The 26141-nt window shown below is 63.0% G+C and carries 28 protein-coding genes; 7 read left to right on the top strand and 21 right to left on the bottom strand.

The annotated features are described in order from the left end of the window. Window positions 1–24: 24 nt before the first annotated feature. From tatC to CWS72_RS15540, 7 genes are all read right to left on the bottom strand, one after another. On the bottom strand, window positions 25–846 hold the full coding sequence (tatC, locus tag CWS72_RS15565; RefSeq protein ID WP_338056194.1) for a twin-arginine translocase subunit TatC: 822 nt from the start codon (window positions 844–846) through the stop codon (window positions 25–27). Next, window positions 843–1313 carry a Sec-independent protein translocase protein TatB gene (gene tatB, locus CWS72_RS28095; protein WP_199175709.1) on the bottom strand — a complete coding sequence of 157 codons (471 nt, stop codon included), beginning with the start codon at window positions 1311–1313 and terminating at the stop codon, window positions 843–845. Before tatB ends, tatC begins: the two co-directional genes overlap by 4 nt. 29 nt (window positions 1314–1342) lie before the next feature. Continuing rightward, window positions 1343–1582: a twin-arginine translocase TatA/TatE family subunit gene (locus tag CWS72_RS15555; protein WP_101251536.1), complete on the bottom strand. Its 240-nt coding sequence runs from the start codon at window positions 1580–1582 to the stop codon at window positions 1343–1345. 184 nt (window positions 1583–1766) lie between these two features. Continuing rightward, entirely contained in the window at window positions 1767–1913 is a 147-nt protein-coding gene (locus CWS72_RS27845) for a hypothetical protein (protein WP_158240677.1), read from the bottom strand. 53 nt (window positions 1914–1966) lie between these two features. Beyond that, complete coding sequence (locus CWS72_RS15550; protein WP_101251535.1) at window positions 1967–2233, bottom strand: Txe/YoeB family addiction module toxin; 267 nt, start codon at window positions 2231–2233, stop codon at window positions 1967–1969. Then, window positions 2230–2481 (bottom strand): type II toxin-antitoxin system Phd/YefM family antitoxin, encoded by a 252-nt coding sequence (locus CWS72_RS15545; protein WP_101251534.1) that lies wholly within the window; start codon window positions 2479–2481, stop codon window positions 2230–2232. Before CWS72_RS15545 ends, CWS72_RS15550 begins: the two co-directional genes overlap by 4 nt. A 221-nt stretch (window positions 2482–2702) precedes the next feature. Next, on the bottom strand, window positions 2703–4160 hold the full coding sequence (locus CWS72_RS15540; protein WP_158240676.1) for a diguanylate cyclase domain-containing protein: 1458 nt from the start codon (window positions 4158–4160) through the stop codon (window positions 2703–2705). A 169-nt stretch (window positions 4161–4329) separates the two neighbouring features. Between CWS72_RS15540 and CWS72_RS15535 the strand changes: the two genes are divergently transcribed. Then, a complete protein-coding gene (locus tag CWS72_RS15535; RefSeq protein WP_101251532.1) occupies window positions 4330–5124 on the top strand; it encodes a substrate-binding periplasmic protein in 795 nt (264 codons plus the stop codon). A 9-nt stretch (window positions 5125–5133) separates the two neighbouring features. On the opposite strand, the gene scpB is transcribed toward CWS72_RS15535, so the two are convergent. Genes scpB through CWS72_RS15500 form a run of 7 tightly spaced genes read right to left on the bottom strand, consistent with a single transcriptional unit; the run spans window position 5134 to window position 12171 of the window. Next, window positions 5134–5802: an SMC-Scp complex subunit ScpB gene (gene scpB, locus CWS72_RS15530; RefSeq protein ID WP_241911747.1), complete on the bottom strand. Its 669-nt coding sequence runs from the start codon at window positions 5800–5802 to the stop codon at window positions 5134–5136. Beyond that, window positions 5795–6610 (bottom strand): segregation and condensation protein A, encoded by an 816-nt coding sequence (locus CWS72_RS15525; RefSeq protein ID WP_101251530.1) that lies wholly within the window; start codon window positions 6608–6610, stop codon window positions 5795–5797. The genes scpB and CWS72_RS15525 overlap by 8 nt, the downstream gene beginning before the upstream one ends. Before the next feature lie 12 nt (window positions 6611–6622). Next, complete coding sequence (locus tag CWS72_RS15520) at window positions 6623–7297, bottom strand: site-2 protease family protein (RefSeq protein WP_241911746.1); 675 nt, start codon at window positions 7295–7297, stop codon at window positions 6623–6625. Beyond that, a complete protein-coding gene (gene nagZ / locus CWS72_RS15515; protein ID WP_101251529.1) occupies window positions 7294–8316 on the bottom strand; it encodes a beta-N-acetylhexosaminidase in 1023 nt (340 codons plus the stop codon). Before nagZ ends, CWS72_RS15520 begins: the two co-directional genes overlap by 4 nt. Beyond that, entirely contained in the window at window positions 8303–9241 is a 939-nt protein-coding gene (locus CWS72_RS15510) for an SPOR domain-containing protein (RefSeq protein ID WP_101251528.1), read from the bottom strand. Before CWS72_RS15510 ends, nagZ begins: the two co-directional genes overlap by 14 nt. After that, window positions 9242–10996 (bottom strand): arginine--tRNA ligase, encoded by a 1755-nt coding sequence (gene argS / locus CWS72_RS15505; RefSeq protein WP_101251527.1) that lies wholly within the window; start codon window positions 10994–10996, stop codon window positions 9242–9244. Beyond that, entirely contained in the window at window positions 10993–12171 is a 1179-nt protein-coding gene (locus CWS72_RS15500; RefSeq protein ID WP_101251526.1) for a deoxyguanosinetriphosphate triphosphohydrolase, read from the bottom strand. Before CWS72_RS15500 ends, argS begins: the two co-directional genes overlap by 4 nt. Window positions 12172–12365: 194 nt before the next feature. On the opposite strand from CWS72_RS15500, the gene erpA reads away from it, so the two are divergent. After that, entirely contained in the window at window positions 12366–12713 is a 348-nt protein-coding gene (gene erpA, locus CWS72_RS15495; protein ID WP_101251525.1) for an iron-sulfur cluster insertion protein ErpA, read from the top strand. Window positions 12714–12864: 151 nt separating this feature from the next. On the opposite strand, the gene CWS72_RS15490 is transcribed toward erpA, so the two are convergent. The 5 genes from CWS72_RS15490 to bchE form a co-directional block, all read right to left on the bottom strand. Next, window positions 12865–13593 (bottom strand): hypothetical protein, encoded by a 729-nt coding sequence (locus CWS72_RS15490; protein ID WP_146002770.1) that lies wholly within the window; start codon window positions 13591–13593, stop codon window positions 12865–12867. 109 nt (window positions 13594–13702) lie between these two features. Next, window positions 13703–14332: an SOUL family heme-binding protein gene (locus tag CWS72_RS15485; protein ID WP_101251523.1), complete on the bottom strand. Its 630-nt coding sequence runs from the start codon at window positions 14330–14332 to the stop codon at window positions 13703–13705. Between the two features lie 41 nt (window positions 14333–14373). After that, on the bottom strand, window positions 14374–14868 hold the full coding sequence (locus CWS72_RS15480; RefSeq protein ID WP_101251571.1) for a TspO/MBR family protein: 495 nt from the start codon (window positions 14866–14868) through the stop codon (window positions 14374–14376). Window positions 14869–14950: 82 nt separating this feature from the next. Further along, window positions 14951–15577: a bacteriochlorophyll 4-vinyl reductase gene (gene bchJ, locus CWS72_RS15475; RefSeq protein WP_101251522.1), complete on the bottom strand. Its 627-nt coding sequence runs from the start codon at window positions 15575–15577 to the stop codon at window positions 14951–14953. Beyond that, entirely contained in the window at window positions 15564–17189 is a 1626-nt protein-coding gene (gene bchE, locus CWS72_RS15470; protein WP_101251521.1) for a magnesium-protoporphyrin IX monomethyl ester anaerobic oxidative cyclase, read from the bottom strand. Before bchE ends, bchJ begins: the two co-directional genes overlap by 14 nt. Window positions 17190–17387: 198 nt before the next feature. Between bchE and bchI the strand changes: the two genes are divergently transcribed. From bchI to CWS72_RS15445, 5 genes are read left to right on the top strand one after another with little or no spacing between them, the layout of a single operon-like run. Next, the gene (gene bchI, locus CWS72_RS15465) at window positions 17388–18416 is read left to right on the top strand and encodes a magnesium chelatase ATPase subunit I (RefSeq protein WP_101251520.1); all 1029 of its coding nucleotides are present in this window, start codon (window positions 17388–17390) and stop codon (window positions 18414–18416) included. Further along, window positions 18413–20236, top strand: coding sequence for a magnesium chelatase subunit D (locus tag CWS72_RS15460; protein WP_101251519.1), 1824 nt, complete (start codon window positions 18413–18415; stop codon window positions 20234–20236). The genes bchI and CWS72_RS15460 overlap by 4 nt, the downstream gene beginning before the upstream one ends. After that, window positions 20233–21099 (top strand): alpha/beta fold hydrolase BchO, encoded by an 867-nt coding sequence (bchO, locus tag CWS72_RS15455; RefSeq protein WP_101251518.1) that lies wholly within the window; start codon window positions 20233–20235, stop codon window positions 21097–21099. Before CWS72_RS15460 ends, bchO begins: the two co-directional genes overlap by 4 nt. A 56-nt stretch (window positions 21100–21155) precedes the next feature. Further along, window positions 21156–22649 (top strand): phytoene desaturase, encoded by a 1494-nt coding sequence (locus CWS72_RS15450; RefSeq protein WP_199175707.1) that lies wholly within the window; start codon window positions 21156–21158, stop codon window positions 22647–22649. After that, a complete protein-coding gene (locus CWS72_RS15445; RefSeq protein WP_101251516.1) occupies window positions 22531–23667 on the top strand; it encodes a phytoene/squalene synthase family protein in 1137 nt (378 codons plus the stop codon). Before CWS72_RS15450 ends, CWS72_RS15445 begins: the two co-directional genes overlap by 119 nt. A gap of 25 nt (window positions 23668–23692) precedes the next feature. Here CWS72_RS15445 and CWS72_RS15440 read toward each other — a convergent pair whose 3' ends face one another. Continuing rightward, on the bottom strand, window positions 23693–24637 hold the full coding sequence (locus CWS72_RS15440; RefSeq protein WP_101251570.1) for a hypothetical protein: 945 nt from the start codon (window positions 24635–24637) through the stop codon (window positions 23693–23695). Then, entirely contained in the window at window positions 24559–26100 is a 1542-nt protein-coding gene (crtD, locus tag CWS72_RS15435) for a 1-hydroxycarotenoid 3,4-desaturase CrtD (RefSeq protein ID WP_101251515.1), read from the bottom strand. The genes CWS72_RS15440 and crtD overlap by 79 nt, the downstream gene beginning before the upstream one ends. Window positions 26101–26141: the final 41 nt, after the last annotated feature.

Here is a 26141-nt window from a genome sequence, read left to right as displayed (position 1 = left end):
CCGGAAGTTGCGCCCGTCCGCCGCTCATTCCGCGTTGAAGTCGGTTTCCTCGACCGGATCCTCGGGCTTGGCTTCCTCTTCCTCCCGGCGGCCCCGCTCCACCCAACGGCAGGACAGGATGGATACCTCGTAGAGGATCAGCATCGGCACGGCCAGACTAAGCTGACTGGCGATATCGGGGGGCGTCAGAACGGCGGCGACGATGAAGACGCCGACGATCGCGTAGCGCCGCTTGGCCTTCAGATCGGCCGAACTGATGATACCGACCCGGGCCAGCAGCGTCAGCAGGACCGGCAGTTGATAGGCCACGCCAAAGGCGAAAATCAGCTTCATCACCAGCGAAAGATATTCGCCGACCTTGGCCTCCAGCTGGATCGGCAATTCGCCGCCGCCGGTGCCGAAGGATTCGAAGGACAGGAAGAAGCGCAGCGCCATCGGCAGCACCAGGAAATAGACTGTCGCCGCGCCGGCCAGGAACAGGACCGGCGTCGCCACCATGAAAGGCGCGAAGGCGCGCTTCTCCTGACGATAGAGGCCCGGCGCGATGAAGGCCCAGAGCTGGCCCGCCCAGACGGGAAAACAGATGAAGGCCGCCGCGAAGGCGGCAACCTGGAGGAAGGTGAAGAAGGCTTCGGTCGGCGCCGTATAGATCATCCGCCGGTTGGTGCCGTGGGTGGCCAGGATGTCGGCCAGAGGCCGCTCCAGGAAGGCATAGATCTCGTGGGCATAGAAATAGCACAGGATGAAAGCCGCGATGAAGGCCACCGCCGAAATCATCAACCGTTTCCGAAGCTCGATCAGATGTTCGAGCAACGGCATCTTATTGCTGTCGGGATCTTCGCTCACGGTTGTCGTTCACCGTGTTGGGCCGGAGCCGCGGCAGGCACATCGGGCGCCGGAGCCGGGACGGCAGGCGCCCCCGCGGGGACGGGGGCCAAAACCGGAGATGCCGCCACGGCATCGGCCGGAACGGGGGCCTCCGCCGGCGGCGTCGGGGTCGGGGTCGGGACGGCCGGACTGGCCACCGCGGGATCGATCTGCAAAGCGGACTCGATCGACTTCGCGTCGATCATCGATTCCACCTTTTCCTTCAGGGCCGTGGGATTGACCGACTGCACCTGACGGCGCACCTCGTCAAGCTCGGCCTGCCGGAGCAATTCATCGAAATTGTTCTGAAACTCGCCGGCCAAAAGACGCGCCTTGCGCATCCATTGGCCCATGACGCGCATGACCTTGGGCAAATCTTTCGGTCCGATGACGATCAGCGCCACCGCGCCGATGAGAGCCAACTCAGACCAGGCGATATCGAACATAAACCCGTTCTCCGAAAGCGATCAGCGTTTCAGTGCTTGACCGCCTCGTCCTTTTCCACGGTTGCCGCCGGCTTGGCGGAATCGGCGGTCAGAACCTTGGGCTGGCCCGCCTCGTCCTTCTGTTCGCCCTCGTCTTCCTGAAGGCCCTTCTTGAAGGCCTTCACGCCCTTGGCCAAGTCGCCCATGAGATTGGATACGCGACCGGTACCGAACAACAGCAGAACGATGGCAAGGACGATGATCCAATGCCAAATGCTGAAAGAACCCATATTCCTAACGCCTCCTGATTGACCACCGGCACGGGCGGTGCCGGATCATCGCAAAAGAAATCGGCCGGGGCAATGCCTGCGGCCGAATCGATGTCGATTTTGGTGGAAAGTCCGGGATCGGCAAGGCCGCGCATTTGGCCGAAAACCCTCCTCCACCCTCATTTGAACTGAATTTCGCACCTCGTCATTCCCCGTCGACATGCTCCATATCGAGTTCCCCCAACTTGGCGGTCAGGGCCTCGACCAGGAGGCCCACCTGCCGGACATCCTTGTCACGCTTGGAGACTAAATCGATGGCGTCATTCCCCCCGTCGCCGTCCGGCTGCAACACCCGGCCGTCCGAAGGTGCCCGGACGGCCGGTTTTTACTTGCCGGCCCTCACGGTCAATAGTGATAACGGCATTGAGCGATCTCAAGGGCCTGGCCCTCGCCGGCGCCCGATACCCGGTACACGAGGCGATGCTCACCGGTGATGCGCCGCGACCACCACCCCTGAAGAGCGCCCTTCAGGGGCTCGGGTTTGCCCAGCCCCCGAAAGGGATCTCGTCGCGTATCCTTGATCAGATCGTTGATTTTACGGACCGTCTCAGGACTTTCCGCCTGCCAATACAGGTAGTCTTCCCAGGCAAATTCAGCCCAGACAAGCTTCATTCAACGATATCGCGCTCGATGCCGTCACCAGAGGCCAGTTGCGCGATCGCCGTCGTCAGGCGCCGCGCGTTCTCCGGGCTCTTCAGCAAATGGATGGTCTCCATCATGCTGTCATATTCGCCCTCGTCCAGGACGACGACGGAGCGCCCTTTCTGCCGTGTGATCGTCAATGGAGCGCGTGAATCGCAGACGCGATCCATGAAGCTCGCAAGCGACTGACGGAATTCGGTGTAGGTGACGTGTGGCATCCCGCTCCCCCTTGCTATATGTACATATATCTGTACATGTCTGAAAATGCAAGCAGGGCCTCGGCCTGATCGTCCGTCCTGGGCCGTCCCGCCTGATAGGCCAGATCGCTCTGCTTCACGGCTGTGATGCCGCTTCCACATCGGGTTAGGCCCATTTTCAAAAAAATGGGCCTAAAAATTCCCAAATGAGAGGACCGGCTGGGTCAGGGGCGGCGGCTCGCCTACCCGATGGGATGTTCGGCGGCGGTCTCGGCGATCATGGTGTCCGGATAGAAACAGATCCCCTGCGCCGGTTTGGCGCGATACATCGCCTCGTCGGCTTTATCGAGCAGCGCCGCCACATCCGGGCCATCCTTGGGATAGACCGCGATCCCCAGGCTGGCCCTCACGGCCACGTCGATCCCATCGAGGCTGACCGGCCGGGACACCGCACCGGCGACCTTGGCCGCCAGCCGGTGGATCTCGCGCTCGTCGGCAATCTGCTCGAGAACCACGATGAACTCGTCGCCCCCCATCCGCGCGACGGTATCGCTGAGCCGCACGCAGTCCCGCAGGTGATTGGCAACGTTCTTCAGGATCCTGTCGCCCACCGCATGGCCATAGCTGTCGTTGATCTGTTTGAAACCGTTGAGGTCGATGAAAATCACCGCCAACAGCGTCTGGTTGCGCGCCGCCCGCCCGATCGCCACTTCAAGGCGGTCGTCCAGCAACAACCGGTTCGGCAAGCCGGTCAGCGGATCATGATGGGCCAGCCGGCGCAGTTCGGCCAGGGTCAGGTGGGAAGAGATCAGGCGCCCCTGCGCCCATGTCGCGGCGGCGACCAGGAACGGCAGCAGCACCATCGAGACCAGCGTCGGCCAATCGCTCCGCAGCCACTCGGATTCCATCTCGTCGGGGGTCATGCCGGTGATCAGGGAGATCGGGTAACTCGGCGACGACTTGAACACCGAGAAGCCGGCGCAATGGGAGAACGGGCAACTGCCGCCCACCCGACCATGATCCGCCTGCGCCAGGCGGCCGAGGACCTGCGGGGAGATGGCGAACCCGGCGCCGCCGTCCCGCGCCGGGCTCACCGCCAGCGGGGCGCCATCGAAGCGCACCATCGCGATGCGGACGGACTCCCCGGCGCGGACGGTATCGAGCACCGAGACGAAGAACATCGGGTTGAGCGCCGCCACGACATTCAGCAAGGCGCCGTTCCGCCGTCGGGCCGCGAGCACCACCGGAACCGCCCATTGCCCCGACGGAACGGCTTCACGGACGGAAAGATAGCGCATCTGCAAGGCTTGTCCGATGGCCAGGTGATTTTCCAGTCCCCCCGCCTGGACGCCCAATCCAAGCGAAGCGAGATCGATATGGCCGGACACGCCCCCGGGGGTACGCGCCGTATCGAGCATCACCCGTCCATCGGCGTCGGTGACGAGGATTTGGCGGATATAGGGCGAAATTCCCAAAATTTCCGCCGCCAGAGCCCCGGCCGCGGCCGGATCGTCACCCCGCGCCAAGTCGAAGGCGGCCGCGATGGAGCCCAGCGCGAAAGAAACGGAATCGAAGGTTCGGCTGATGCTGTTCTCGCCGACGGCGAGACCGGAGGCCAGACGTGCCGCGGCAAAATCGCCGGCCCGCTGATAGCTTTGATAGATTGCCGCAAGCGACAACCCCAGCACCGCCCCGATCATCAGAAAGCCAGGGAACGTTATCAGTCTGTGCGATTGACCTTTCGTCACCCTGGACATGCCTGACATTTCGTCCACTTAAGCGTTCATGTTACTTTCGAAATCGACCGCTCGATTGTATAGACTAATAATAGCTTTACAGCCATCCGCCACATGGCGAGGGGGAACGCCTATGACGCGCCATGGGAGCATGCCCGCGATGATCGCGGGGCTCTGCCTGTTGGCCGGAACCGCTTTCGCCGACGGCCCGCATCTGGACCGGATCCATGCGACGGGAGAGGTCCGGGTGTGCATTTGGCCCGAATATTACGCCATCACCTTTCGCGACCCGCGCACCGGAACATTGAGCGGCATCGATATCGATCTGGCGCATGCATTGGCGTCCGAGCTGAACGCGCGCGTCAGATTTGTCGACAGCTCCTTCGCCAGGCTGGTCGAAAACCTGACCAACGACCGCTGCGACATCGCGATGCATGCGGTCGGTGTAAGGCCGGACCGGGCGGCGTCGATGGATTTCTCCGACCCTTATCTGGTCAGCGGCATCTACGCGGTCAGCAGTAAAAGCAACGCCAGCATCACCACCTGGTCCGACATCGACCAGCCGGGGCATGTCGTCGTCGTGCAAAAGGGCACCTACATGGAACCGGTCATGCGCGGAAGCCTGAGCATGGCGACGCTGACTGTGGTCGACAGCTTCCTCGAACGCCAGCGCGAGGTCGAGAGCGGACGCGCCGACGTCTTCATGACCGACTATCCCTACGGCCAGCGGATGCTGGCGATGACGGCGTGGGCGCGCCTGATCGAACCACCCGAACCGTTCTCCCCGACACCCTATGCCTATGCTGTTCCCAAGGGGGATCCGGACTGGCTGGCGCGCGTCAACCTCTTCGTTCGCGCCGTCAAAGCCGACGGACGACTGCGCCTTTTCGCGGAAAGATACGGCCTCGACCGCATTTTGGCGCCCTGATCCGGAACGTCACTCCGGCCCGTTTTCCACGGCCTCTCCGCTCTGGAGGGACTCCATCGCGCGACGCTCCAGCTCGTCCTCGTCCAGTTCCTCGCCGACATCGAACAGTTCGCCGTCCTCGGCCGCCCGGTTGGCGTAGCTCGACAGGCCGGGGCGCGAATCGAGCAGGCCGGCGGCCTTCAATTCCTCGATGCCGGGCAGATCGTCCAACGCCACCAGCCCGAAATGATCGAGAAAGGCCGGCGTCGTCGCCCACAGCATCGGGCGGCCGGGCGTTTGGCGCCGGCCGCGCGGGCGGATCCAGCCCGCCTCGAACAGCACGTCGAGCGTGCCCTTGCTGAGCGCGACGCCGCGAATTTCCTCGATTTCGGCGCGGGTCACCGGCTGGTGATAGGCGATGATGGCCAAGGTCTCGAGCGCCGCCCGCGACAGTTTGCGCTCGACATGGGATTCGACGATCAGGGCCGCCGCCAGATCGGGCGCGGTGCGGAAGGCCCAGCGATTGTCGCGCCGCACCAACTGGATGCCCCGCTCACGATAGGTCTCCTGCAACACGTCAAGCACTTCGCCGAGATCGGCGCCCTCGGGCAGGCGTTCGGCCAGGCCGCGCTCGTCGACCGGTTCGGCCGAGGCGAACAGCAGCGCCTCGATCAACCGGACATGCTGGAAATCAACCATGAGCCCCCTCCTCGCCATCGTCCCTGGGCGTGCGGCGCGTCCGCACCCAGATCGGCCCGAACACTCCTTCGTCCTGGCGCACCTCCACCTTGCCTTGACGGCACAGCTCCAAGGTCGCCACGAAATGGGCCGAAAGCGCCGAACGCCCCAGCAATCCCCGCAATCCCGGCGGCAGGAAGCTCATCAGGGTCGCCCAGCGCGGCATGCGGCCCAACATGGTCTGCAACCGCTGAATGGCGTCGTCGACGGAGTAAAGATCCGGGGCCTCGATCTGCAATCGGGTGACCACGCCGCGCTTCTTGATATCGGCATAGGCCTTCAAAAGATCGTAGATTCCGACGTCCCAAACGGGACGCGCCACGCGGGCGATCCCCTCCGGAGCGCCCCGGCCGAACAGGTCGCGGCCCAGGTGCGGCCGGTCGGTGAGCGCCTTGCCGGCCTTGCGCATGGCTTCCAGCCGCAGCAACTGGAAGGCCAGGGCGGCAGCCAGTTCCTCGCCGGACGGCTCGTCGGGCGCCGGCGGCACCGGCAGCAGCAGCCGCGATTTCAGATAGGCGAGCCAGGCCGCCATCACCAGATAATCGGCGGCAAGCTCCAGGTGATCGCGCAAATGCGCCGCCACGAATTCCAGATACTGATCGGCCAGTTGCAGAATGGAAATGCGGGCCAGATCGACCTTCTGGTCGCGGGCCAGGCCCAAAAGAACGTCGAGGGGCCCCTCGTAACCGTCGAGATCGACCACCAGCGCCTCGCCGGGGGGCATGCGCGCGGCCTCGTCGAATACGTCGAAGACCTCTTCATCGGCCATGGCGGACGAACCTCACCCCAAAACGCGGTAGAGGATCTGCAGCATGAATTCGACGGGAATTTCCACCAGCCAGAAGAAGACATTGATGCCGATCATCGGCAGCAGAAACAGTCCGACCAGCAGCAGGATGAAGGTATAGCGCTCCACCCCGGCCAGCCGGATCGCCAGGGGACGCGGCAGGATGCCGACCAGGACCCGTCCCCCATCGAGCGGCGGCAGCGGAAGCATGTTGAAGACGGCGAGCACCAGATTGATCATCACCGAATTGGTGAGATTGGCCTCGGCCCAGACCTCGAACATCGAGGGCAGATAAGGGGTGGCGTACAGAAGCAGCATCGACAGCACCGCGAGGACCAGATTGGTCCCCGGACCGGCCAGGGCGACCAGGATCATGCCGAGCCGCAACGGTTTCAGCCGTCCGAAGTTCACCGGAACCGGCTTGGCCCAGCCGAACAGCATGCCGCCCCCGGTCAGCAGCAGGATGCCGGGCAATACCAGCGTTCCGAAAATATCGATATGCCGGATGGGATTGGCCGAAACCCGCCCCATGCGCCAGGCGGTATCGTCGCCCAGCCGCCAGGCCGCCAAGCCGTGCGCCGCCTCATGCAGGGTGATCGACAGGACCAGCGGAATGACCCAGACGGAGAAACGTTGAACCGCTTCGGCCAGTTCCGGCGGCACCATCATCCGAGCCCCTCGGACAGCCAGGTCTCCAGCATGGTCTCGGCCGCCGGCGGCAATGGGCGGTTGCGCAACATCGAGTCGGCGCGGGCCAGACGGATCTGCGCCTCGTCGGACAGCGGTCGCAGGGCCAAGGCCACCGCCTGCATTTCGGCCATCTCGCCGTTGCAATGCAGAACGATGTCGCAACCGGCGTCCAGGCTGTCCTGGGCCCGTTCGGCGAAGCTTCCCTTCAGCGCCTTCATCGAAAGATCGTCGGACAGGAGAACCCCCTCGCAGCCGATGGCGCCGCGAATCGCCTGTTCGATGACGCGTTTCGAGATGGTCGCCGGACGGTGCGGGTCGATCGCCTCGTAGACCACATGGGCGGTCATCGCCCAAGGCGCGTCGCGCAGGCTGCGGAAAGGGGCGAAATCCCACCGTTCAAGGGTCTTCAGGTCGGTATCCACCACCGGCAGGTCCTGGTGACTGTCGACCGTGGCGCGGCCGTGCCCGGGCAGATGCTTGACCACCGGCATCACCGTTCCGTCGAGGAGCCCCTCCATCACCGCGCGGCCAAGATCGGCGACCAGGGCCGGATCGCCACCGAAGGAGCGGTCACCGATAATGTCGTTGGCGCCATCCATCTTGAGATCCAGCAGGGGAGCGCAATCGACATCGATGCCCAGTTCGAACAGCTCGTCGGCCATGATGCGGGCATCCAGCCAGGCGGCACGACGCGCCAGCGGCAGGTCCCGTTCGGCCATCCGCCCGAACACCTCCATCGGCGGCCGGGGCTTCCAGTGCGGCGCCTTCAGACGCTGCACCCGCCCCCCTTCCTGATCGATCAGGACGGGGGCACGGCGGCCGACGCAATTGCGCAGCTCATCGACCAGCGCCGCGACCTGCAGGGGGGTATCGACATTACGGCCGAACAGAATGAAACCGAAGGGATCGACATCGGCGAAGAAGTGCTTTTCCTCGTCGGTCAAGGTCAGACCGGAACATCCATAGATGACGGCTGAAGGCGTATTATTTTCTGGCAATGATGCACCCTTGGGAACGCTTGGCGAGACTGGCGCAAATGCTGCGGGCTTGACCTTCGTCCATCGGCCCGGCACGCAACCGCCAGAAGATGCCCTTCTCGCCCAGATCGACGCGGACGATATCGCTGCCGTAATCACCCAGGACGTCTTTGTTGGCACCCTTCACGCGCGACCATTCATTTCTGGCCTCGGCTTCGGTTTTCAAGGCCCCCAATTGGACCAGCCAGCCGCCGCCGGTGGCGGTCTTGGCCGGGGCGGCGGGAGCCGGAGCGGCCGCGGATGCGGGCGTGGCGGAGGAATTCTTGGCCGGCGCCGGAGCCTTGGCGGCCGTCTTTCCGGCAGCCGCCTTGGCGGGCGGCGTGGTCGGCTTGGCCGGCGACAGGGCCGGCGGCTGGACGAGCGGCAACGCCACCTGCGGCAACTGCGCGGTTTCCTCGCCGGCGGCGGGATTGGCCGGGGCGGCATCCTTGCCGGCCCCATCCTTCACCGGCGGCGCCGGGAAAGCCGGCTTGATCGACGGCTTGCGGGGCTGCGCCGGGGGTTCCTGCGGCTGTTCGGGCGGCGGGAGCAGGCGTTCGGTCTGCGGCACGGCGTCGCTCTGCTGGCCCATGCGCTCGTAGACCAGCTTATCCTGATTGGGGACGTCCATGCCCCCACGGTCCTCGGGCTTGGTCTTGATCGGGTGATCGTCGGCCTTGATGACCGGCACTCCCGCGCTTTGCGCCTTCGGCGCCTCGCCGAAGAAGATATGGCGGGCCGCCACGCCGAGCGCGGCGAAAGCCAGCAATCCCAGGGCGACCGTCAGGATCAGCCGCGTATGCGCCCCTTTGCGGGCGTAATGGCTGTCCGGATCGGAATCATAGCGTTCCGGAATGATGTCGAGAATCTCCCGATCGAAGGAGTCCCGTTCGTCACGCAACGGCATCTACCTCATCTCCTCAACCGGTTCCACGCCGAACACCGCCAAACCAGACGCGATCAGCAGTGCGACGGCGCGAACCAAAGCCAAACGGGCGATGGACAATTCCCGGTCCTCTGCCAGCAGGAAACGCAGGGTAGCGTCATCCTTTCCCTTGTTCCACAGTCCATGGAAGGCCGCCGCCACCTCATAGAGATAAAAGGCGATCCGATGCGGCTCATGCGCCTCGGCGGCATTTTCGATCAACCGGGGCCAGCCGCCCATCAGACGGATCAGGGCCAGTTCCGCCGGATCGGACAGCCGGCCGAACGGCGCATCGGCCAGGGCAGCGGGCGAAAGATCGGCGTCCGGGAACATCTCGATGCCATGACGCAACACCGAATGGGCCCGGGCATGGGCGTATTGCACATAGAAAACCGGATTGTCGCGCGACTGTTCCAGAACCTTGACCAGATCGAAATCGAGCTGGGCGTCGTTCTTGCGGGTCAGCATGATGAAACGCACCACGCCCTTGCCCACCTCGTCGACGACATCGCGCAAGGTCACGAAGGTCCCGGCCCGCTTGCTCATCTTGTAGGGCTCGCCGTCCTTCAACAGATTGACCATCTGGCAAAGCTTGACGTCGAGCGTGCCGCCCCCCTCGGTCACCGCCTTGACGGCGGCCTGCATGCGCTTGACATAGCCGCCGTGATCGGCGCCCCAGACGTCGATCATCTGGGGGAATCCGCGACGGTATTTATCCAGGTGATAGGCGATGTCGGAGGCGAAATAGGTCCCGCTCCCGTCCGATTTCTTCAAGGGACGATCGACATCGTCGCCGAACCGCGTGGCGCGGAACAGGGTCTGCGGCCGGGGTTCCCAGTCGTCGGGCGTCTTGCCCTTCGGCGGCTCCAGCACTCCTTGATAGATCAGGTCGCGGTCGGACAGGAACTGGAGGGCGGCCTCGACCTTGCCCCCCTCGACCAGGCCGCGTTCGGAGGTGAACACCGCATGCCGGACGCCCAGGGCTGCCAGATCGCCCCGGATCAGATCCATCATGGCCTCGATCGCCAGCCGGCGGAACTCGGGCAGCCATTCGGTTTCGGCCAGATCGCGCCATTTGGCGCCGTCGCGCTCGGCGATGGCCTGGCCGACGGGAACCAGATAGTCGCCCGGATAGAGGCCCTCGGGAATGGCGCCGATGGTCTCGCCCAGGGCTTCGCGGTACCGCAGATGGGTCGAGCGGGCCAGCACGTCGACCTGCGAACCGGCATCGTTGACGTAATACTCCCGCGTCACGTCGAAGCCGGCCTTTTCGAGAAGGCCGGCCAAGGCATCGCCGAACACGGCGCCGCGGGCATGGCCGATATGCATGGGACCCGTCGGATTGGCCGAAACATATTCGACGTTGATCTTCACCCCGCGCCCGAGGTCGGAATCACCGTAGGCCGTGCCCGAACGCAAAAGATCGGACAATTGGGCATACCAGAAATCATCGGCCAGACGAAGGTTGAGGAAACCGGGGCCGGCAACCTCCGTCCCGACCACCGACGGCAGGCTCCTCAGCTCGACGGCCAGCATTTCGGCGATATCGCGCGGTTTCATCCCGGCAGGCTTGGCCAGCACCATGCCGGCATTGGTCGAAACATCGCCGTGCGCCGCCTCGCGGGGCGGCTCGGCGGTCACCTTGGAATAATCGAGCCCGGCGGGCAGCTTGCCCTGGTCGGCCAGCCAAACCAGCGCGGCGACGATATCATCACGAAAGGTCTTGAACAGATTCATGGCTTCTCTTGCAAATCGAACAGACTACGGTGTTCATCAAGGGCGTTGCGGTCGGTCATGCCGGCGATATAGTCGGCCACCGCCCGAGCCGTCGCCTGTCCCCCCTTGCCGTCGCAACAATTCTGCCACTCGGGCGGCAGGCATTCGGGCTCCTCGACGAGCAGCCCATAAAGATCCTTCACCACACGACGCGCCTTGCTGGCCATCCGGTTGACCTTGTAATGGCGGTACATGTGCTGGAACAGGAAAGCTTTCAGCGCCGCGTCATTCTGCCGCATGACCGGCGAAAAAGCGACGAGCGGCTGGCCCAGATGGCGAACGGCGTCGCAATCGGCCGGCGCGAACCGGGCGATCCGTCGCCTGGTCTCCTCGATCAGGTCGGAGACCATCAGGCCGATCAACCGGCGAATCGCCTCATGAATATGCAGCGAAGGATCGATGTCGGGGAACTCGGTCTTGACCGCGGCGAAGACCGGACCGACCAGCGGCACCTCGGCCATATCGGAGATCTTGAACAAACCGGCCCGCAGCCCGTCGTCGATGTCATGATTATTGTAGGCGATGTCATCGGCCAGGGAGGCGACCTGCGCCTCGGCGCTGGCGAAGCTGTCGAGCTCCAGATCCTCCTTGGTGGCATAGCTGGCGATGGCCAGCGGCAGCGGCCTCGCCCCCGGAAAACCGGTCAGCGGACCATTGTGCTTGACCAGCCCCTCCAGGGTCTCCCAGGACAGATTGAGGCCTTCGAATTTGTAATAGCGCCGTTCCAGCTTGGTGACGATCCGCAAGGATTGCGCGTTGTGGTCGAACCCGCCCACCGCCGCCGTCATCTCCTGAAGCGCGTCCTCGCCGGCGTGACCGAAGGGCGTATGACCGAGATCATGGGCCAGCGCCAAAGCCTCGGCCAGATCCTCGTCCAGGCCGAGAACGCGCGAGATCGAGCGGGCGATCTGCGCGACTTCGAGGCTGTGGGTCAGACGCGTCCGGAAATTATCCCCCTCGTGATAAACGAAGACCTGCGTCTTGTATTTCATCTTGCGGAAAGCTTCGGAATGGATGATCCGATCGCGGTCGCGCTGAAAAGGCGAACGGGTTTCGCTCGAGGCTTCGGCATAGCGCCGCCCCCGACTTTGATCCGGGCGGCAGGCGAAGGGCGCAAGGGTGCGGCTGGTCGACATGGCACCGGACACTAACCGCTGCCGCCCTGCGGTTCAACCGATAAGCCGTTTCAGGCGGGTTCCCGAAGCATAAGGATCGTCAGGTTTTTTAAAACCGCGTCGTGTCGCGGGGGTTTGACAATCGCCTCGCTTTCTACCAGATATGGTCACGGATCCCAATTTCACCGGCCGGGATCATTTGCCGGGAGTTCACCATGGAAGCCACAGTTCTCGAACGCCAAGTCCTGTTGACCGAAAACGCGGCGCGCCGCGTCAAGAAACTTCGCGAACTGGAAGGCAATCCGGAACTGATGCTGCGCCTTTCCGTCTCGGGCGGCGGCTGTTCGGGCTTTTCCTACGGTTTCTCCCTCGATGACAAGACCACGGAAGACGACCAGAAATTCGACTATCACGGCGTCACCCTGGTCATCGACACGGTCTCCCTCGACCTGCTCGCCGGCTCCACCATCGACTTCGTCGAGGATCTTGTCGGCAGCGCCTTCACGGTCAAGAACCCCAACGCCACCTCCACTTGCGGCTGCGGTTCGTCTTTCTCCGTCTAAGACTCCCGGACAAATAGGCGTCGCTCGCGGGCCTCGGGTAGTTAGAGTCATCAGTGTTGAGTTTCCGCATCCGCGGAAACTCTGGCTCAGACGCCGCTCGGGCTTGGGGCCCGCGACCACCAGGTCGGTGCGGCTATCGTGTAACGGGCCCTTACCGATCAGGCAACCGCGTACCGTCGGGAAACCAGTTCTTGCAGCGCGCCGCGGTGCGCCGGTAGTTCTCCGGCGTGTCCAATGCCCCGTTTTTCTGGCGCATTTCGGCCCGCATTCCGTCGAGCAGCGGCCGCAGACGGTCCATCAGCATTCTCGGAAGCTGCCTGACATCGGCCGAACCGGCGACGCTCACCGGAAAGGATTGAGCGACGACATGACGCAATTCGGCGCCGATGCGCGGCGCCCAGGCGTGAACCACACCCCGGTTGATCTCGACATGCTGGTTCTCGTGTTCACGGACCACGTCATATTCGCAAGTGCCCTCCGGGTAATTGGCGGCGACATAAACGTCGAGCTCGGGATCGCCGATACGGGCCGCGACCTCCGTCACCCAGACGCAAGCGCTCCCGCCCGCCTGGCGCAATACCACCGGCCGCACCTCCATCGACAATTGGTCGCTGGTGATGGTCACCCCCAGCATGATCCAACCCGCCGGCGCTTTTTCAAAGGTATTGCGGATCCGCCCCAGACCGTAGAGATCGACGTCATGGCGATAGACCAGTTTCGGTTCGATCACATCGAGACGGACGGTTGGATTGCGCGCCACGGCCGGCGGCTCCGGACATTGGCCCCAGGCCGGAAACGACACCACGAACAGAACCAGGCAAACCACGGCATCTTTGATGCGATGCTGCGGAAAGGGGGAACGGATGGGCCTCTCAGTCACGTGATTGAAGACCGGCGCAAGAGGGTCCCGAGCGTTGGGGTGAATCGCTTATTGAATTGTCTTGTCGCTCCAGCGGAAGGTGACGAGACTATCCGCTGGAACCGCAACATTATCGCCTCACCGGAATCACAACCTCGTTCGTCCTGAGGAACGGCAATGTCCAGGGCGGGTTGTAGTAATAGGCGGTGGCCGGCCCCGTCATGATCCACTGGGTATCACGCAGCGCAATCCTAAGCTGTGACTCCTCAGGCTGATTTATCTTATCAGATAATCCCGAAAACGTAATGACAGCGACGGTCGTTGCAGGGATCACCATCAATTTGACCCGGGGATCGTCGGGTTCGGGAAGGTCTCCCAGAGCATGATGCGACGGCATGAAAAAGCGCATGGTCATCACTCCGCTGGAGACAGTCATCTCCACGGGTGCCGTCATCGCGATTTTCTCTCCCGGCCTGTCGATCTCAACGGGAGCCGTCATCGCGATTTTCCGCCGCACTTTGTTTCCGCCGAAAATATAGCCTGCGAGGATTCGGAACGCCTCGCCCGACGGATTATCGGACTTGCTCGCATCGACGGTCGTTTCGGCGGCGTTTCTCGGTGGATAGCAGCGGATCTCGATGCCGTCGCCGATACGCTCGACAACCTCATAGGCCGGCTCGTCGGTTCCCACGTTGATACCGAAGATCGCGATGACCGCGAAGCCCAGCGCCGAGAAAAAATCGAAAACAGAGTCGAGCATTCTGCCCCCTCCCCTCCGCGCGCGGATGCCCGATAGCGGGTTCAGGCATTCAACGACCAGATGGTCCAGGTCAACACAGCCGCCACACCAACCCACAACAGATAGGGCACCATCAATAGCCCGGCCCACAGGTCCTGTTTCAGAAAACGGCGGGTCGTGATCAGGATCGCCAACCAAAGAAAAAGGACTTCCACCGAGGCGGCCGCCAGCCAGTGGAACGTGAAAAAGAGAAAGCTCCAGAGAAAATTCAACCCCAACTGAAGAAGAAAGAGCCGGAGAGATCGGCTTGACCAGGAGAAGAAATCACGCCGCCATGCCAACCAGGCGGCCAGAGCCATCATCGGATAGAGCGTACTCCATACCGGGCCGAAGACGCTGTCGGGTGGGGTGAAGTCCGGTTTGGCGATCGTGTGATACCACCCCCGGACCTCGGGCACGGTGACGGCGCCGGCGATGGCCCCCACCATCAGGCAGAGAGCAAACAGGCCCAGCAGACGCGCTGCGGACTTCGTGGTGAATATGGGAGATGCGATCATTTTTTCTCCGGTCATGCGGCGGGTCGTCCGGCTTGCACCGTATCATCAAGACCAACATCAACCGCCACTGGGCAAAACGCCCTCAATCCAGCGACAACTCGAAGCGGCAACAGGCATCGCCGCAAGCCTCGCAGGCCGTCTCCTCGACCCGGGTGGAGCTTGAAACCAGAACGGAAAACAAACGCTGGAAAACAGCCGCATGCCATGTGCAAACGGGCGTCGGCGATCTGTCGCGGGAACAGAGGGGATTGCCGATGATCTCGAAAACCATCGGGGTCCCGGCCCGTCCGTCAAAATGTCCCGATCCGGCAAATGTCCAGGCATGCCGACGGATGGCGCCCATCATGGCGCGCGAGGCCAATGCCGAGGGAAGTATTTTGAAGAGAGTCTGCACCGGCCGGGGAATTCGCTTGGCCAGCAGGTAATTTGCCGTCCGCCGGCCGGCGTCGGCCATCACCGCGATCGCCTGGCCGGGCGGCAGGACGGTCCGCACGGCATGGTGAAGTCCGGCCACGCCACGTTCGTCGACCATATCGACGGGACGCCGGACCAGCCAATCACCAACGCCGGCATCCGTGAAAATCAGCGACGTGCACTCCTGCAGGCCGGCTTCCTGCAAAGCCGCGATGACTTGCGTAACGGCATTGGGGCCGACCGATGCCGGCGCAACCGGGGTGACACGGGCGACGGACCGATCAACGAACCGCATCGACACCGTCGTCCACCATCTGCTCGGTACCGCCACCACAGGCTTTGATCGCCATCGCCTGCGAGGCTGTCGAACTCTTTCTGGAACGATCGGCGTTGGCCTCCCAATCCGTCATATTGACGGCATCCATGGTTCGCCCCCCGTCGAAATGGAAATCGACGCTTTTCTTGGTCTGCGGTCCCCAATAGCCCACCTTGCCGAGATTATAGAATTTTCGCTCGAATCCGGCTTTGAGGAACGCCCAAAGACATCCCAGAAGATAACGCCGCCGCTGACCAGTCCCCGACCAGGGATAGGAAAACAGCGCCTTTTTAATATAGAAACGACGATAATTACTCATCACGCGATCGAGAAGTTCTCCTCGATCCATGGCCTCCGGTCGGATGATCGGCGTGACAAAATTATATTTCTCAAAGTCGAAAATCTCGACTTTCTTACGGATTTCCTGAAACAGGTTACTAAATGGCCAGGGAGTATACATCGACCAGTTGGCAAGATCCGGTTTCCAGTCAACCGCCATCTGGTAGGTCTCTTCCAGAGTCTCAGCGGTCTCATTCTCAAGACCGACAATGAATTGCGCCTCGACGACGATGCCGGCCTCGCGCAGCAACTGAATTGCCCTCTTGTTGTCGGCGACCTTTGTTTCCTTGTTGAAGCGGTCGAGTTGCAACTGCGCCGCCGCTTCCGTTCCCAGCGACACATGGATCAAGCCGGCTTTACGATAAAAAAGCAGCAACTCCTCGTCGCGCAGGATATCGGTGACCCGTGTGTTAATGCCCCACTGCACCTTGTCAGGCAATCCGCGGTCGATCAACTCCTGGCAAAACTGGATGAATTTCTTGCGATTGATCGTCGGCTCCTCATCGGCCAAAATGAAAAACCTGACGTCGTAGCGTTCAAACAAAGTCTGGATTTCGTCGACCACTTTTTTGGGATCGCGGATCCGATAGTCACGCCAGAACTTCCACTGCGAGCAGAACGAGCAGGTGAACGGGCATCCCCGCGCCATGTTGGGAATGGCCACACGGCGATTGAGCGGGATGTAATTGTATTTCTCCCACTCCAGAATCCCCCAATCGGGGGTGATCGAGTCGACATCCTTGATGGTCGGAGCCGCCTCGGTCGCGACGATCCTGGCGCTTCCCGTATCAATATAGGCGATTCCCTTGATGTCTCGCCGGTCCTTCGGCCAACGCCCCTCATCGATCGCCCGGATCACATCAATGAGGATATCTTCGCCCTCGCCACGCACGATGGCATCGATCCAGGGTGCCTCGGTCAACACCTGCTGATACATGAAAGTGGCGTGAACGCCCCCCAGCAGGGTGACCGCTTGCGGATGCTGGCGCTTGGCCAGTTGGAGCAGCCGCTCAGCCTTGTAGATCGACGGAGTGATGGCCGTCACGCCGACCACATCCGGCGATTCACGGGCCAGGATTTCTGCAATCGCCTCGTCCGAAAGATCGTTGGTCATCGCGTCGATAAATAGGACGTCGGAAAAACCAGCCGCTTTCAACGACCCCGCCAAATAGGCGGCCCAAGCCGGCGGCCAGTTGCCCGCGATCTCGGCACCACCGGAATGGTAGTTTGGATGAATGAGAAGGATACGCAATGGACCATCTCCTGCCACACCAATGGACCTGTTCACTACGCTAGTGTCCAATTATTAGGATGTCTAATAAAATTGCACATCGGCGTGAAGCTCCCTCTCCCCACCTTGGCTGAACAAACCTTGAGGAGAGTGTTGATCACACGTCAAAGTTCGTTACGGGCTTGCGCAATTCTCCTCTTTGGAGGCAATATGCCAAGCATGAAGATACCTTTTCCATTTGCCGCCATCGTCGGCCAAGATGATATGAAACTGGCGATTTTGCTCGTTTCAATCGATCGCAATATCGGTGGCGTGATGGTTTTCGGCGACCGTGGGACCGGTAAGTCCACCGCGGTACGCTCGCTGGCCGCGCTGTTGCCTCCGATGCAGATCGTCGCGGGGTGCCGATTCAATTACCCCCCGTCAAACGTCTCGGATCCATGCAGTCAAGTGTGTAACGTTGATGACAGAATAAACTGTCATGAAATAGATACAGTTCCTGTTCCCGTCGTCGACCTTCCGCTCGGAGCGACCGAAGACCGCGTAGTCGGGGCACTGGATCTCGAACGTGCGCTGACCCGCGGCGAAAAAAGCTTCGAACCCGGCCTCCTGGCCCGCGCGCACAGAGGCTTTCTCTACATCGACGAGGTCAATCTGCTGGAAGACCACCTGGTCGATCTGCTGCTTGATGTCGCGGCGTCGGGCGAAAACATCGTCGAACGCGAAGGCTTGAGCGTGAAGCATCCGGCAGGGTTCGTGCTCGTGGGCAGCGGAAATCCGGAAGAGGGCGAACTGCGACCGCAACTGCTCGATCGGTTTGGCCTGTCGGTCGAGGTCAAGACACCGACCAATCTCGCCGACCGCGTCGAAATTCTCCGCCGCTGCGATGCCTTCGCGCGCGATCCGGAAGCCTTCACGGTCCATTGGTCCGAAAAGAATGCCGAGATCCGCGACTTGATTGTCGCCTCGCGCGGGCGCCTCGATTCCATCGAGGTGGGCGATGCCTCCCTGGAGACGATGTCGCGCTTATGCATGGCCACCGACGCCGACGGATTGCGCGGGGAACTCACCTTGATGCGGGCCGCCCGCGCCGCCGCGGCCCTGGCCGAAGATCCCCGCGTTGGCCCCGACCATATCCGACGAGTCGCACCGATGGCCCTGCGGCACCGCTTGCGGCGCGATCCACTCGACGAATCGGGATCGAGCGCGCGCATCGAACGAGCAATCGCCGAGGTTTTGAGCCCATGACACCGGAGGCGCAAGCCCGGTGGAACGATGCGCTGGCGGCAGCGTCGCTTTTTGCCGTAGATCCCGCCGGACTACAGGGGCTGGCGGTGATGGCCGGAGCGGGACCGGTTCGCGATTTATGGTTTGCCCATCTTTGCGGCGCCCTGCCGCCGGACGCCGCGGTCAGACGTTTGCCGGCGGGGATCGAAGATGACCGGTTGATCGGCGCCGTCGATCTGCCGGCCACTTTGGCCAGTGGCCGGCCGGTCCTGCAAAAAGGCATTCTCGCGGAGGCGGACGGAGGGATCGTGGTGATCCCCATGGCCGAACGGCTGCCCTCCGGCGTGGCCGCACGGGTGGCGATGGTTCTCGACCAGCGGGAACTGGTGATCGAACGGGAAGGGATCGCCCGTCGGGTGCCGAGCAGCATCGGCGTGGTCGCCTTCGACGAAAGCGTTTCGCCGGACGAGCGACTGCCGCCGGCATTGGGTGAACGCTTGGCTTTCCTCGTCGATCTTCGCGGCCTGGGCCTGCGGGACCTCGCCTGCCCCCCCGTCGACCCCATCAGAACAACCATCGCCCGGAAGCGATTGGCGGCAACGGCACCGGATAGGGTCATCGACGGCCTGGTCGCAACGGCGGATGCGCTGGGACTGGGATCGGTCGTCCTGCCCTTGCTGGCGCTGCGGGCTGCGCGGGCGGCGGCGGCTCTGGCCGGCCGTGACACGATCGACCGCGAGGATGCCGCACTGGCGGTACGCCTGGTCCTCGGCCCCCGTGCGCAAACGGTGCCGATGGAAAATGAAGAAAATGACGGGACGCGGGAGCCGCAACAGGACGACAACGGGCAGCGGCGGGATCCCCCGCCCCCCTCCACGGATGACGATTGCCCCGCCCCCGACACGCCACAGCCGGAAATGCCCGATCTCGAGGATATCCTGCTGGCCGCGGCGAAAGCCGCGCTGCCCGAAGATCTCCTGGACAAAATGCGGTCCGGAGCCGCCGAACGTCAGCCGGCCAGCCGCAGCTTTGGGGCCGGATCCCCCCAGCTATCGATGTGCCGGGGCCGGCCGGCCGGCGTGCGCCATGGCGCCCCGCGATCCGGATCCCGTCTGGCGTTGGTGGAAACCCTCCGTGCCGCGGCCCCCTGGCAGCCGATGCGCCGCGCGGAAGCCCGGGCGGCAGGTCTTGTCCCCAGCCACCTCGCAATCCGCAGCGAAGATTTCCGCATCAAAAAATTTGCGCATCGGCGGCAATCGACAATCGTCTTCTGCGTCGATGCGTCCGGCTCGACCGCCTTCCACCGCTTGGCGGAAACCAAGGGCGCCGTCGAGCTTCTTCTCGCCGAAGCCTATATCACCCGCACCTCCGTCGCCCTGGTGGCGTTTCGCGGCAAGAGAGCCGACCTCCTCCTGCCGCCGACACGCTCGCTGTCCAGAGCCAAATCGCTCCTGGCGAAACTGCCGGGCGGTGGCGGAACGCCGCTCGCCGCCGGTATCGAGACGGCCGTTTTGACGGCCATGGCGGAACGTGCGAAGGGACATGCCCCTCTGATCGTTCTGCTGACTGACGGGCATGCCAACATCGGCCGAGACGGACAAGCCCGGCGGCCACACGCCATGGACGATGCCCTGGCGGCCGCACGACGCCTGAAGGAGGCCCGACTCGCCGCGGTATTCGTCGACACGGCGCCTCGGCCACGCGAAGAAGCTCGGCGACTGGCCGGCGCGATGCAGGCGCGTTATATCGGCCTGCCTTATGTCGAGGCCTCGATGGTCCGTGATGTGGCGATCGCCGCCACGGCGGCCACCCGGGATTCCGGCCCCATCCGCATCCGATGAGGTCCAAACCCGTTTGGGACATCGAAGGGCGCGATTGGCCCAACCGAACAGCCAGCACCTTTGTCAAGGCCGACGGCCTCACATGGCACGTCCAGATCCTGGGGCAAGGTCCCTGCCTTCTGCTGCTCCATGGCACCGGCGCGGCAACCCATTCCTGGCGTGACCTGGCCCCGCTGCTGAGCCGGCATTTCACCGTCATCGCGCCGGATCTGCCGGGACATGGCTTCACCGATCTTTATGCGCACCGGCCACTGTCAATGCCACGGATGGCGGCAGCCGTCACGGCATTGCTGACGCGGCTCGGCACCAAGCCGGACGCCGTGGTCGGCCATTCTGCCGGTGCGGCCATAGCCATCCGGATGGCTATTGACGAAACGATCAACCCGCACGCGTTAGTGAGCCTGAACGGGGCGCTGATGCCGTTTTCCGGCTTGGGAGGCGTCTTGTTTCCAGCCCTGGCCCGCCTTCTGTTCGTCAATCCGCTTGCCGCCACCCTCATGGCCTGGCGAGCCTCCAATCCGGACACCGTGGCACATATTATCGACCAGACGGGATCGACACTCGATGCGCGGGGACTGGATTTCTATGCCCGACTGTGGCGCACCACCCGCCATGTCGAGGCCGCGCTCAGTCAGATGGCCAACTGGGATCTCCGCCCCCTGCTGTTCGATTTGCCACGGTTGCGCGTTCCGCTGACTCTGGTTGCCTCCGAAAATGATCACGCCGTCCCGGCAAGGGTCGCCAGGGAGATAAAGTCGCTCAAGACCTCGTCGACGGTGATTGTCGTGCCGAAACTCGGCCATCTGGCCCATGAGGAAGCCCCGCCCTCCCTGGCTGAGATCATCATAAAAGCTTGCATATAACATTCTGACACTTTTAAATGTCCAATTATGTTTACACACGCAAACCTCGGCATGTGATGAAAAACGTCACGCGGCATGCTGTCGTGATCGGCAGCGGATTCGGCGGACTTGCGGCGGCCATTCGCCTTGGTGCGCGAGGGTACCGCACCACGGTCCTGGAGCGGCTCGATCAACCCGGTGGTCGCGCCGGCGTTTTCCGGCAGGACGGTTTTGTCTTCGACGCCGGACCGACCATCGTCACCGCCCCATTCCTGTTTGAGGAACTTTGGCAACTGTGCGGACGCCGATTATCCGACGATGTGGAATTGTGTCCGCTCGACATGTTCTACCGGATCTTGTTCGACGATGGCGGGCATCTCGACTGTTTGGCCGATGCCGATGCCATGACGCGGGAGATCGCGCGGATCTCGCCGGATGACGTGGACGGCTACGAACGGTTCATGCATCACAGCCGCGACGTCTTTCGGATCGGTTTCGAAGAGCTTTCCGGCGTGCCCTTCGGCTCGCTTGCCGACATGGCACGCGTCGTTCCAAGTCTCGTCAAGCTGGGAGGGCTTCGCAGCGTCCATTCCACCGTGGCAAAATATGTCCGCCATCCGCATCTGCGCTTCGCGCTCAGCTTCCATCCGCTTTTCGTCGGCGGAGATCCGTTTTCCACGCCATCGATCTATTGCCTGATTTCTTATCTGGAACGGCATATGGGGGTCCATTTCGCCGTCGGCGGCACCGGCAAGCTTGTGCAAGGAATGGTCAAACTGATCGAAGGACAGGGCGGTGCCTTGCGTTGTGGCAGCGACGTCAAAGAGATTCTGGTGACCGATGGCAAGGCGACCGGTGTCCGCCTCACCTCGGGCGAGGTGCTCACCTCCGACATCGTCGTCTCCGATGCGGATGCCGCCTGGACCTATCAGACGCTTCTGGCCGGCACCAAAAGACGGCGATGGACCGACCGAAAACTGGCCCGGTCGCACTACTCCATGAGCCTGTTCGTCTGGTATTTCGGTACCAAGCGAAAATACCGGGATGTCGCGCACCATACGATCATGCTCGGCCCCCGCTATCGGGAACTGACCCGCGATATCTTCAAGCGAAAGATCCTGGCGCCGGATTTCAGCCTTTATCTTCACCATCCGACCGCCTCCGACCCGACGCTGGCCCCTCCCGGATGCGACACCTTCTATGTGCTTTCGCCGGTGCCCCATTTGGACGGCAATACCGATTGGACAACCGGTGCCGAGCCTTATCGGCGGGCCATCGAGACGCGGCTTTCCGAAACACTGCTGCCCGGCCTTGAAGACGAGATCATCACCTCCCGGATGTTTACCCCGCTGGACTTCCAAAATCGTCTGCTGTCCGCCAAGGGCGCGGCGTTCGGATTGGAGCCCCGGCTCACTCAAAGCGCTTGGTTCCGTCCGCACAACAGGAGCGAAGATGTCCAAGGACTCTATCTGGTCGGTGCGGGAACCCATCCCGGCGCCGGCGTCCCCGGTGTCCTGTCGTCCGCGCGCGTCCTTGACACCCTCATCCCCCCCGCCCACGCGTTGCGCTGACGGTCGCTTCGCCAACCGAAGCGACCGGGCCTTCTGCCGACGTCTTATCCGGACGGGTTCGCGATCCTTTTTCACCGCCTCGCTGCTGTTGCCGCTCCCCGTGCGCGAGGCGGCCTACGCGCTTTATGCATTTTGCCGGCTTTCGGACGACATGGTGGATGTCGACGGCGGTTCGCAGGCCTCGATCCGCCAGTTAAGGGAGCGTCTCGACCACGCTTACGCCGGCCGCCCCGCCAGCGGCGCCGTCGATCGCGCCTTTGCCGACGTCATCGCCCGCTATGGCCTGCCACGCGCGCTACCGGAAGCCTTGATCGATGGTTTGGCCTGGGATGTCGCGGGCGTCAGATGCGAGACACTGGCCGACCTGTACAGCTATTCCGCGCGGGTGGCAGGCTCGGTCGGCGCGATGATGAGCGTCCTGATGGGGGTTGATGACGCCAGAGCGGTCAGCCGGGCCTGCGATCTCGGCATCGCGATGCAATTGACCAACGTCGCCCGCGACGTTGGCGAAGACGCCCGCGCCGGCCGCCTCTATCTACCCCGTTCCTGGCTCAAGGCCGACGGCCTCGACCCCGAGGACTGGCTGGCCCACCCGGTCCCGGCGCCGGCGATAAGGGATGCGGTCGTACGCCTGCTGCAGACCGCCGAAGCCCTTTACGAGGATGCCAACAAGGGCATCACCCATCTTCCGGCGGCCTGTCGCCCGGCCATTTTCGCCGCCAGCCACATCTACCGCGAAATCGGCATGAAGATCCTGCGCCGGGGAGGCGATTCGGTTTCCGGCCGGGCGCGCGTTTCGGGCGCGGAAAAACTGCGGCTCATGGGACGCGCGATGATGGATGCGGCGGCGACGCGGCGAAAGGACATCGTCATGCCCTGCCTTGCCGAAGCCGCCTATCTGGTCGAGGCGATTGCGAGGCGACCGCCCGCGCCTGCGGAACCACCGCTTGGCCATGTGTCACGTCGCATCATCTGGGTCGCCGAATTGTTCGCCTCCCTGGAGGCGCGCGCGCGCTGACACAGGGATCAATCGGCGGCGACGATCAGCGAAACAACCGGCCGGCGCGCGGCATCCGGAACGGCAGCATGGCACGGACCATGTTCGAGCGAAAGCGGTCCAGGGACAGGCATTCGTGGAAAGCCAGGGCCGATTCGCCGTAGAGCGAGGCCTCCAGAAGACTGCGGGCGTAAAAAGGGGTGTCTTCAAGCGTCGATCGCAGAAGAACCTCGCTTCCACTGTCGGCCCGCATGGTCCGGCCGAGACGCCAAGCGGTATCGGACAAGGTCGCCATCGGCAGTGGCGGCAGACCTTCGATGGCGCCGCTGGACGCGAAGCGAAGCGCCAGGCTGGCCCCGCCTCCATCACGACGTCGGGCGTCGTAGAGAATGACGCTGTCTCCGCCACGATGCGCGCGCGCCCAGGACCAATGGCGAAACCCGTCCTCCAGGGGTTCCTGTCCGCAATTCGCATCGAAATAGGCGTCTCCACTCCAACGCAATTTCGGATAAAGCAGATCAACCTCGATACGGGCTCTGGGCGCGATGGGTTGCCAGACATGCCCGCCCCCTCCGTCAAAGCGAAAACAGGTCGCGGGCAAAGCCTTCGGAGACATTCTAATCGTGCCGCGAATCCGTCTGGGCACCGGAAAGGCCAGTTCGTCAACGCCGATGGCCAGGGCGCCGTCGCGCCAAACGAGAACGCTGGGCCCGATCCGCAGACTGGCCGGCGTTCGCTCCACCGCGTCGCGAGCGCGTTCCGTCATCGCCCATCGGCCGGCGGATTGCCCGTAAAGGGCGACATTGATGCAACAATGGTTCAAGGGATCGCGGCGCCCGGCCCACGCATAATAGGGCGAAAAACTGCTGCCGACGAAGGCGATCAGCGTGATCGCGAAGCGGTGGTCGTCGCTCAGGCCATCGAGATACCACCAAAGATAGCCGCCGGATGGTACCTCCGTATCGAAAGCCGGTCCGAAATCAGCCGCCACGCCGCCAACCGCCCCGACAAGGCCGCCATCGGAAGTCCGGCGCCAGGATGCGTGCTGCCCCCGGCCAGATAGAGGCCTGGAATGGCCGTCTGCGACGTCGGTCTCTGAAACGATGCCTTCCACCCGTGGGAGGCACGCCCGTAGAGAGCCCCCCCGGTCCCCGGAAACAGGCGATGAAAGTCCCGTGGCGTGGTGATCACGGCCGCTTTCGGGCCGTCGCTCAGGGACAGGCCGCAACGTTCCAGCAGACGGGAAACGCGTCTCTCGCATCGGTCGATCTCCACAGCGTCAAAAGACTCTCCATCGCCTGTCGGCGGGGCATTCACCAAAAGCAACAGGCGGTCCTCGTCCGGCTGTCTCGGATCATCTCCATCGGTGCGGTCCTGCGCACAGATATAGACCGTCGGATCCGCAGGCAATCGCCGCCGGTCGAACAGGTCGGCAAACTCGCCCGCATAGTCTTTCGAGAAAAAAACATTGTGCCGTAGCAAGGGAAAACCTTCGGCCCTGGCCACCCGCGCCCAGGTGACGGCCGATAGGGACCGGTCCTTGCCGGCGATCGGCGGAACCGCCGTTCGCACGTCATTGCCGAAGCATCCCGCGGCAAGGGCGGCGCTATCGCCGTTGACGACAACGGCATCGGCGTCGATCCTCTCGCCGGATATCAGCGTGACGCCTCTGGCACGCCCGCCTTCCACGACGATGCCCGCCGCCTCCTGGTCAAACCGGAAGACCACGCCCAAAGAGATGGCCAGCCTTTCAAGGGCTTCGGCCAACCGCTGCATCCCTCCGGCCACCTGCCACACGCCTTCCCGCTCGACGTGAGCGATCAGCATCAAGGTTGCCGGCGCGGCAAAAGGCGAGGAACCATTGTAGGTGGCGTAGCGTCCAAACAATTGCCGCAGACGCGGATCACGAAACTGTTTGGAGAGCGCCTGCCACAGGGTCTCGAACGGCCTGATTCCGCAAAGCTGCGACAACCTGTGCAATCCGATCCGACGTGCCAACATCACCGGGCCAGGACGGGACTCCGTGAGAAACGGCCCCTTCAGCGTCCGATAAATTGCCCTGGCCTCGACGCAAAAAGACAAAAAATGGGCGGCATCAACCGATCCGGAAAACCGCCCGATCGCCTCGGCGGCACACCCCAAATCGGCAAACAGATCGAGCCGTTCCTCGGCGCTCCAGGCATGCCGCGCCAAAATCTCCAGCGGCACCAATGTCACATAGTGGTCGAGGTCGGCCTCCACCGACTGGAAGAGATCATCGAACACCCAGCGCATCGTAAAGACGGTGGGACCGGAATCGATCGCCCGACCGGCGATATGGCACTCACGCATTTTGCCACCGACGGCTTTGCCTCTCTCGACGACGCAGACCCCGATCCCCTGATAGGCAAGATCTATGGCACAGGCCAAACCCCCGATGCCGGCGCCGACCACAACAACATTGCCATCCCGCATAGCCCATCCCCATCGAAAGACGATTGACGGAAGCCTCCTCC

This window comes from Telmatospirillum siberiense (genome assembly GCF_002845745.1).
Lineage (GTDB): Bacteria > Pseudomonadota > Alphaproteobacteria > Rhodospirillales > Magnetospirillaceae > Telmatospirillum > Telmatospirillum siberiense.
Note: the sequence above shows the minus strand (reverse complement) of the source record. Positions and strands in the feature narration are given on the sequence as shown.

Bases quoted from the DNA above. Each gene is read 5' to 3' on its own strand.
- tatB (WP_199175709.1), bottom strand. From the start codon at position 1,313: ATGTTCGATATCGCCTGGTCTGAGTTGGCTCTCATCGGCGCGGTGGCG.
- CWS72_RS15555 (WP_101251536.1), bottom strand. From the start codon at position 1,582: ATGGGTTCTTTCAGCATTTGGCATTGGATCATCGTCCTTGCCATCGTT.
- CWS72_RS15550 (WP_101251535.1), bottom strand. From the start codon at position 2,233: ATGAAGCTTGTCTGGGCTGAATTTGCCTGGGAAGACTACCTGTATTGG.
- CWS72_RS15545 (WP_101251534.1), bottom strand. From the start codon at position 2,481: ATGCCACACGTCACCTACACCGAATTCCGTCAGTCGCTTGCGAGCTTC.
- CWS72_RS15540 (WP_158240676.1), bottom strand. From the start codon at position 4,160: ATGATCGGGGCGGTGCTGGGGTTGTCGCTTGCGGCAATCTATCAAAGC.
- CWS72_RS15535 (WP_101251532.1), top strand. From the start codon at position 4,330: ATGACGCGCCATGGGAGCATGCCCGCGATGATCGCGGGGCTCTGCCTG.
- scpB (WP_241911747.1), bottom strand. From the start codon at position 5,802: ATGGTTGATTTCCAGCATGTCCGGTTGATCGAGGCGCTGCTGTTCGCC.
- CWS72_RS15525 (WP_101251530.1), bottom strand. From the start codon at position 6,610: ATGGCCGATGAAGAGGTCTTCGACGTATTCGACGAGGCCGCGCGCATG.
- CWS72_RS15520 (WP_241911746.1), bottom strand. From the start codon at position 7,297: ATGATGGTGCCGCCGGAACTGGCCGAAGCGGTTCAACGTTTCTCCGTC.
- CWS72_RS15510 (WP_101251528.1), bottom strand. From the start codon at position 9,241: ATGCCGTTGCGTGACGAACGGGACTCCTTCGATCGGGAGATTCTCGAC.
- argS (WP_101251527.1), bottom strand. From the start codon at position 10,996: ATGAATCTGTTCAAGACCTTTCGTGATGATATCGTCGCCGCGCTGGTT.
- CWS72_RS15500 (WP_101251526.1), bottom strand. From the start codon at position 12,171: ATGTCGACCAGCCGCACCCTTGCGCCCTTCGCCTGCCGCCCGGATCAA.
- erpA (WP_101251525.1), top strand. From the start codon at position 12,366: ATGGAAGCCACAGTTCTCGAACGCCAAGTCCTGTTGACCGAAAACGCG.
- CWS72_RS15485 (WP_101251523.1), bottom strand. From the start codon at position 14,332: ATGCTCGACTCTGTTTTCGATTTTTTCTCGGCGCTGGGCTTCGCGGTC.
- CWS72_RS15480 (WP_101251571.1), bottom strand. From the start codon at position 14,868: ATGATCGCATCTCCCATATTCACCACGAAGTCCGCAGCGCGTCTGCTG.
- bchJ (WP_101251522.1), bottom strand. From the start codon at position 15,577: ATGCGGTTCGTTGATCGGTCCGTCGCCCGTGTCACCCCGGTTGCGCCG.
- bchI (WP_101251520.1), top strand. From the start codon at position 17,388: ATGAAGATACCTTTTCCATTTGCCGCCATCGTCGGCCAAGATGATATG.
- CWS72_RS15460 (WP_101251519.1), top strand. From the start codon at position 18,413: ATGACACCGGAGGCGCAAGCCCGGTGGAACGATGCGCTGGCGGCAGCG.
- bchO (WP_101251518.1), top strand. From the start codon at position 20,233: ATGAGGTCCAAACCCGTTTGGGACATCGAAGGGCGCGATTGGCCCAAC.
- CWS72_RS15450 (WP_199175707.1), top strand. From the start codon at position 21,156: ATGAAAAACGTCACGCGGCATGCTGTCGTGATCGGCAGCGGATTCGGC.
- CWS72_RS15445 (WP_101251516.1), top strand. From the start codon at position 22,531: ATGTCCAAGGACTCTATCTGGTCGGTGCGGGAACCCATCCCGGCGCCG.
- crtD (WP_101251515.1), bottom strand. From the start codon at position 26,100: ATGCGGGATGGCAATGTTGTTGTGGTCGGCGCCGGCATCGGGGGTTTG.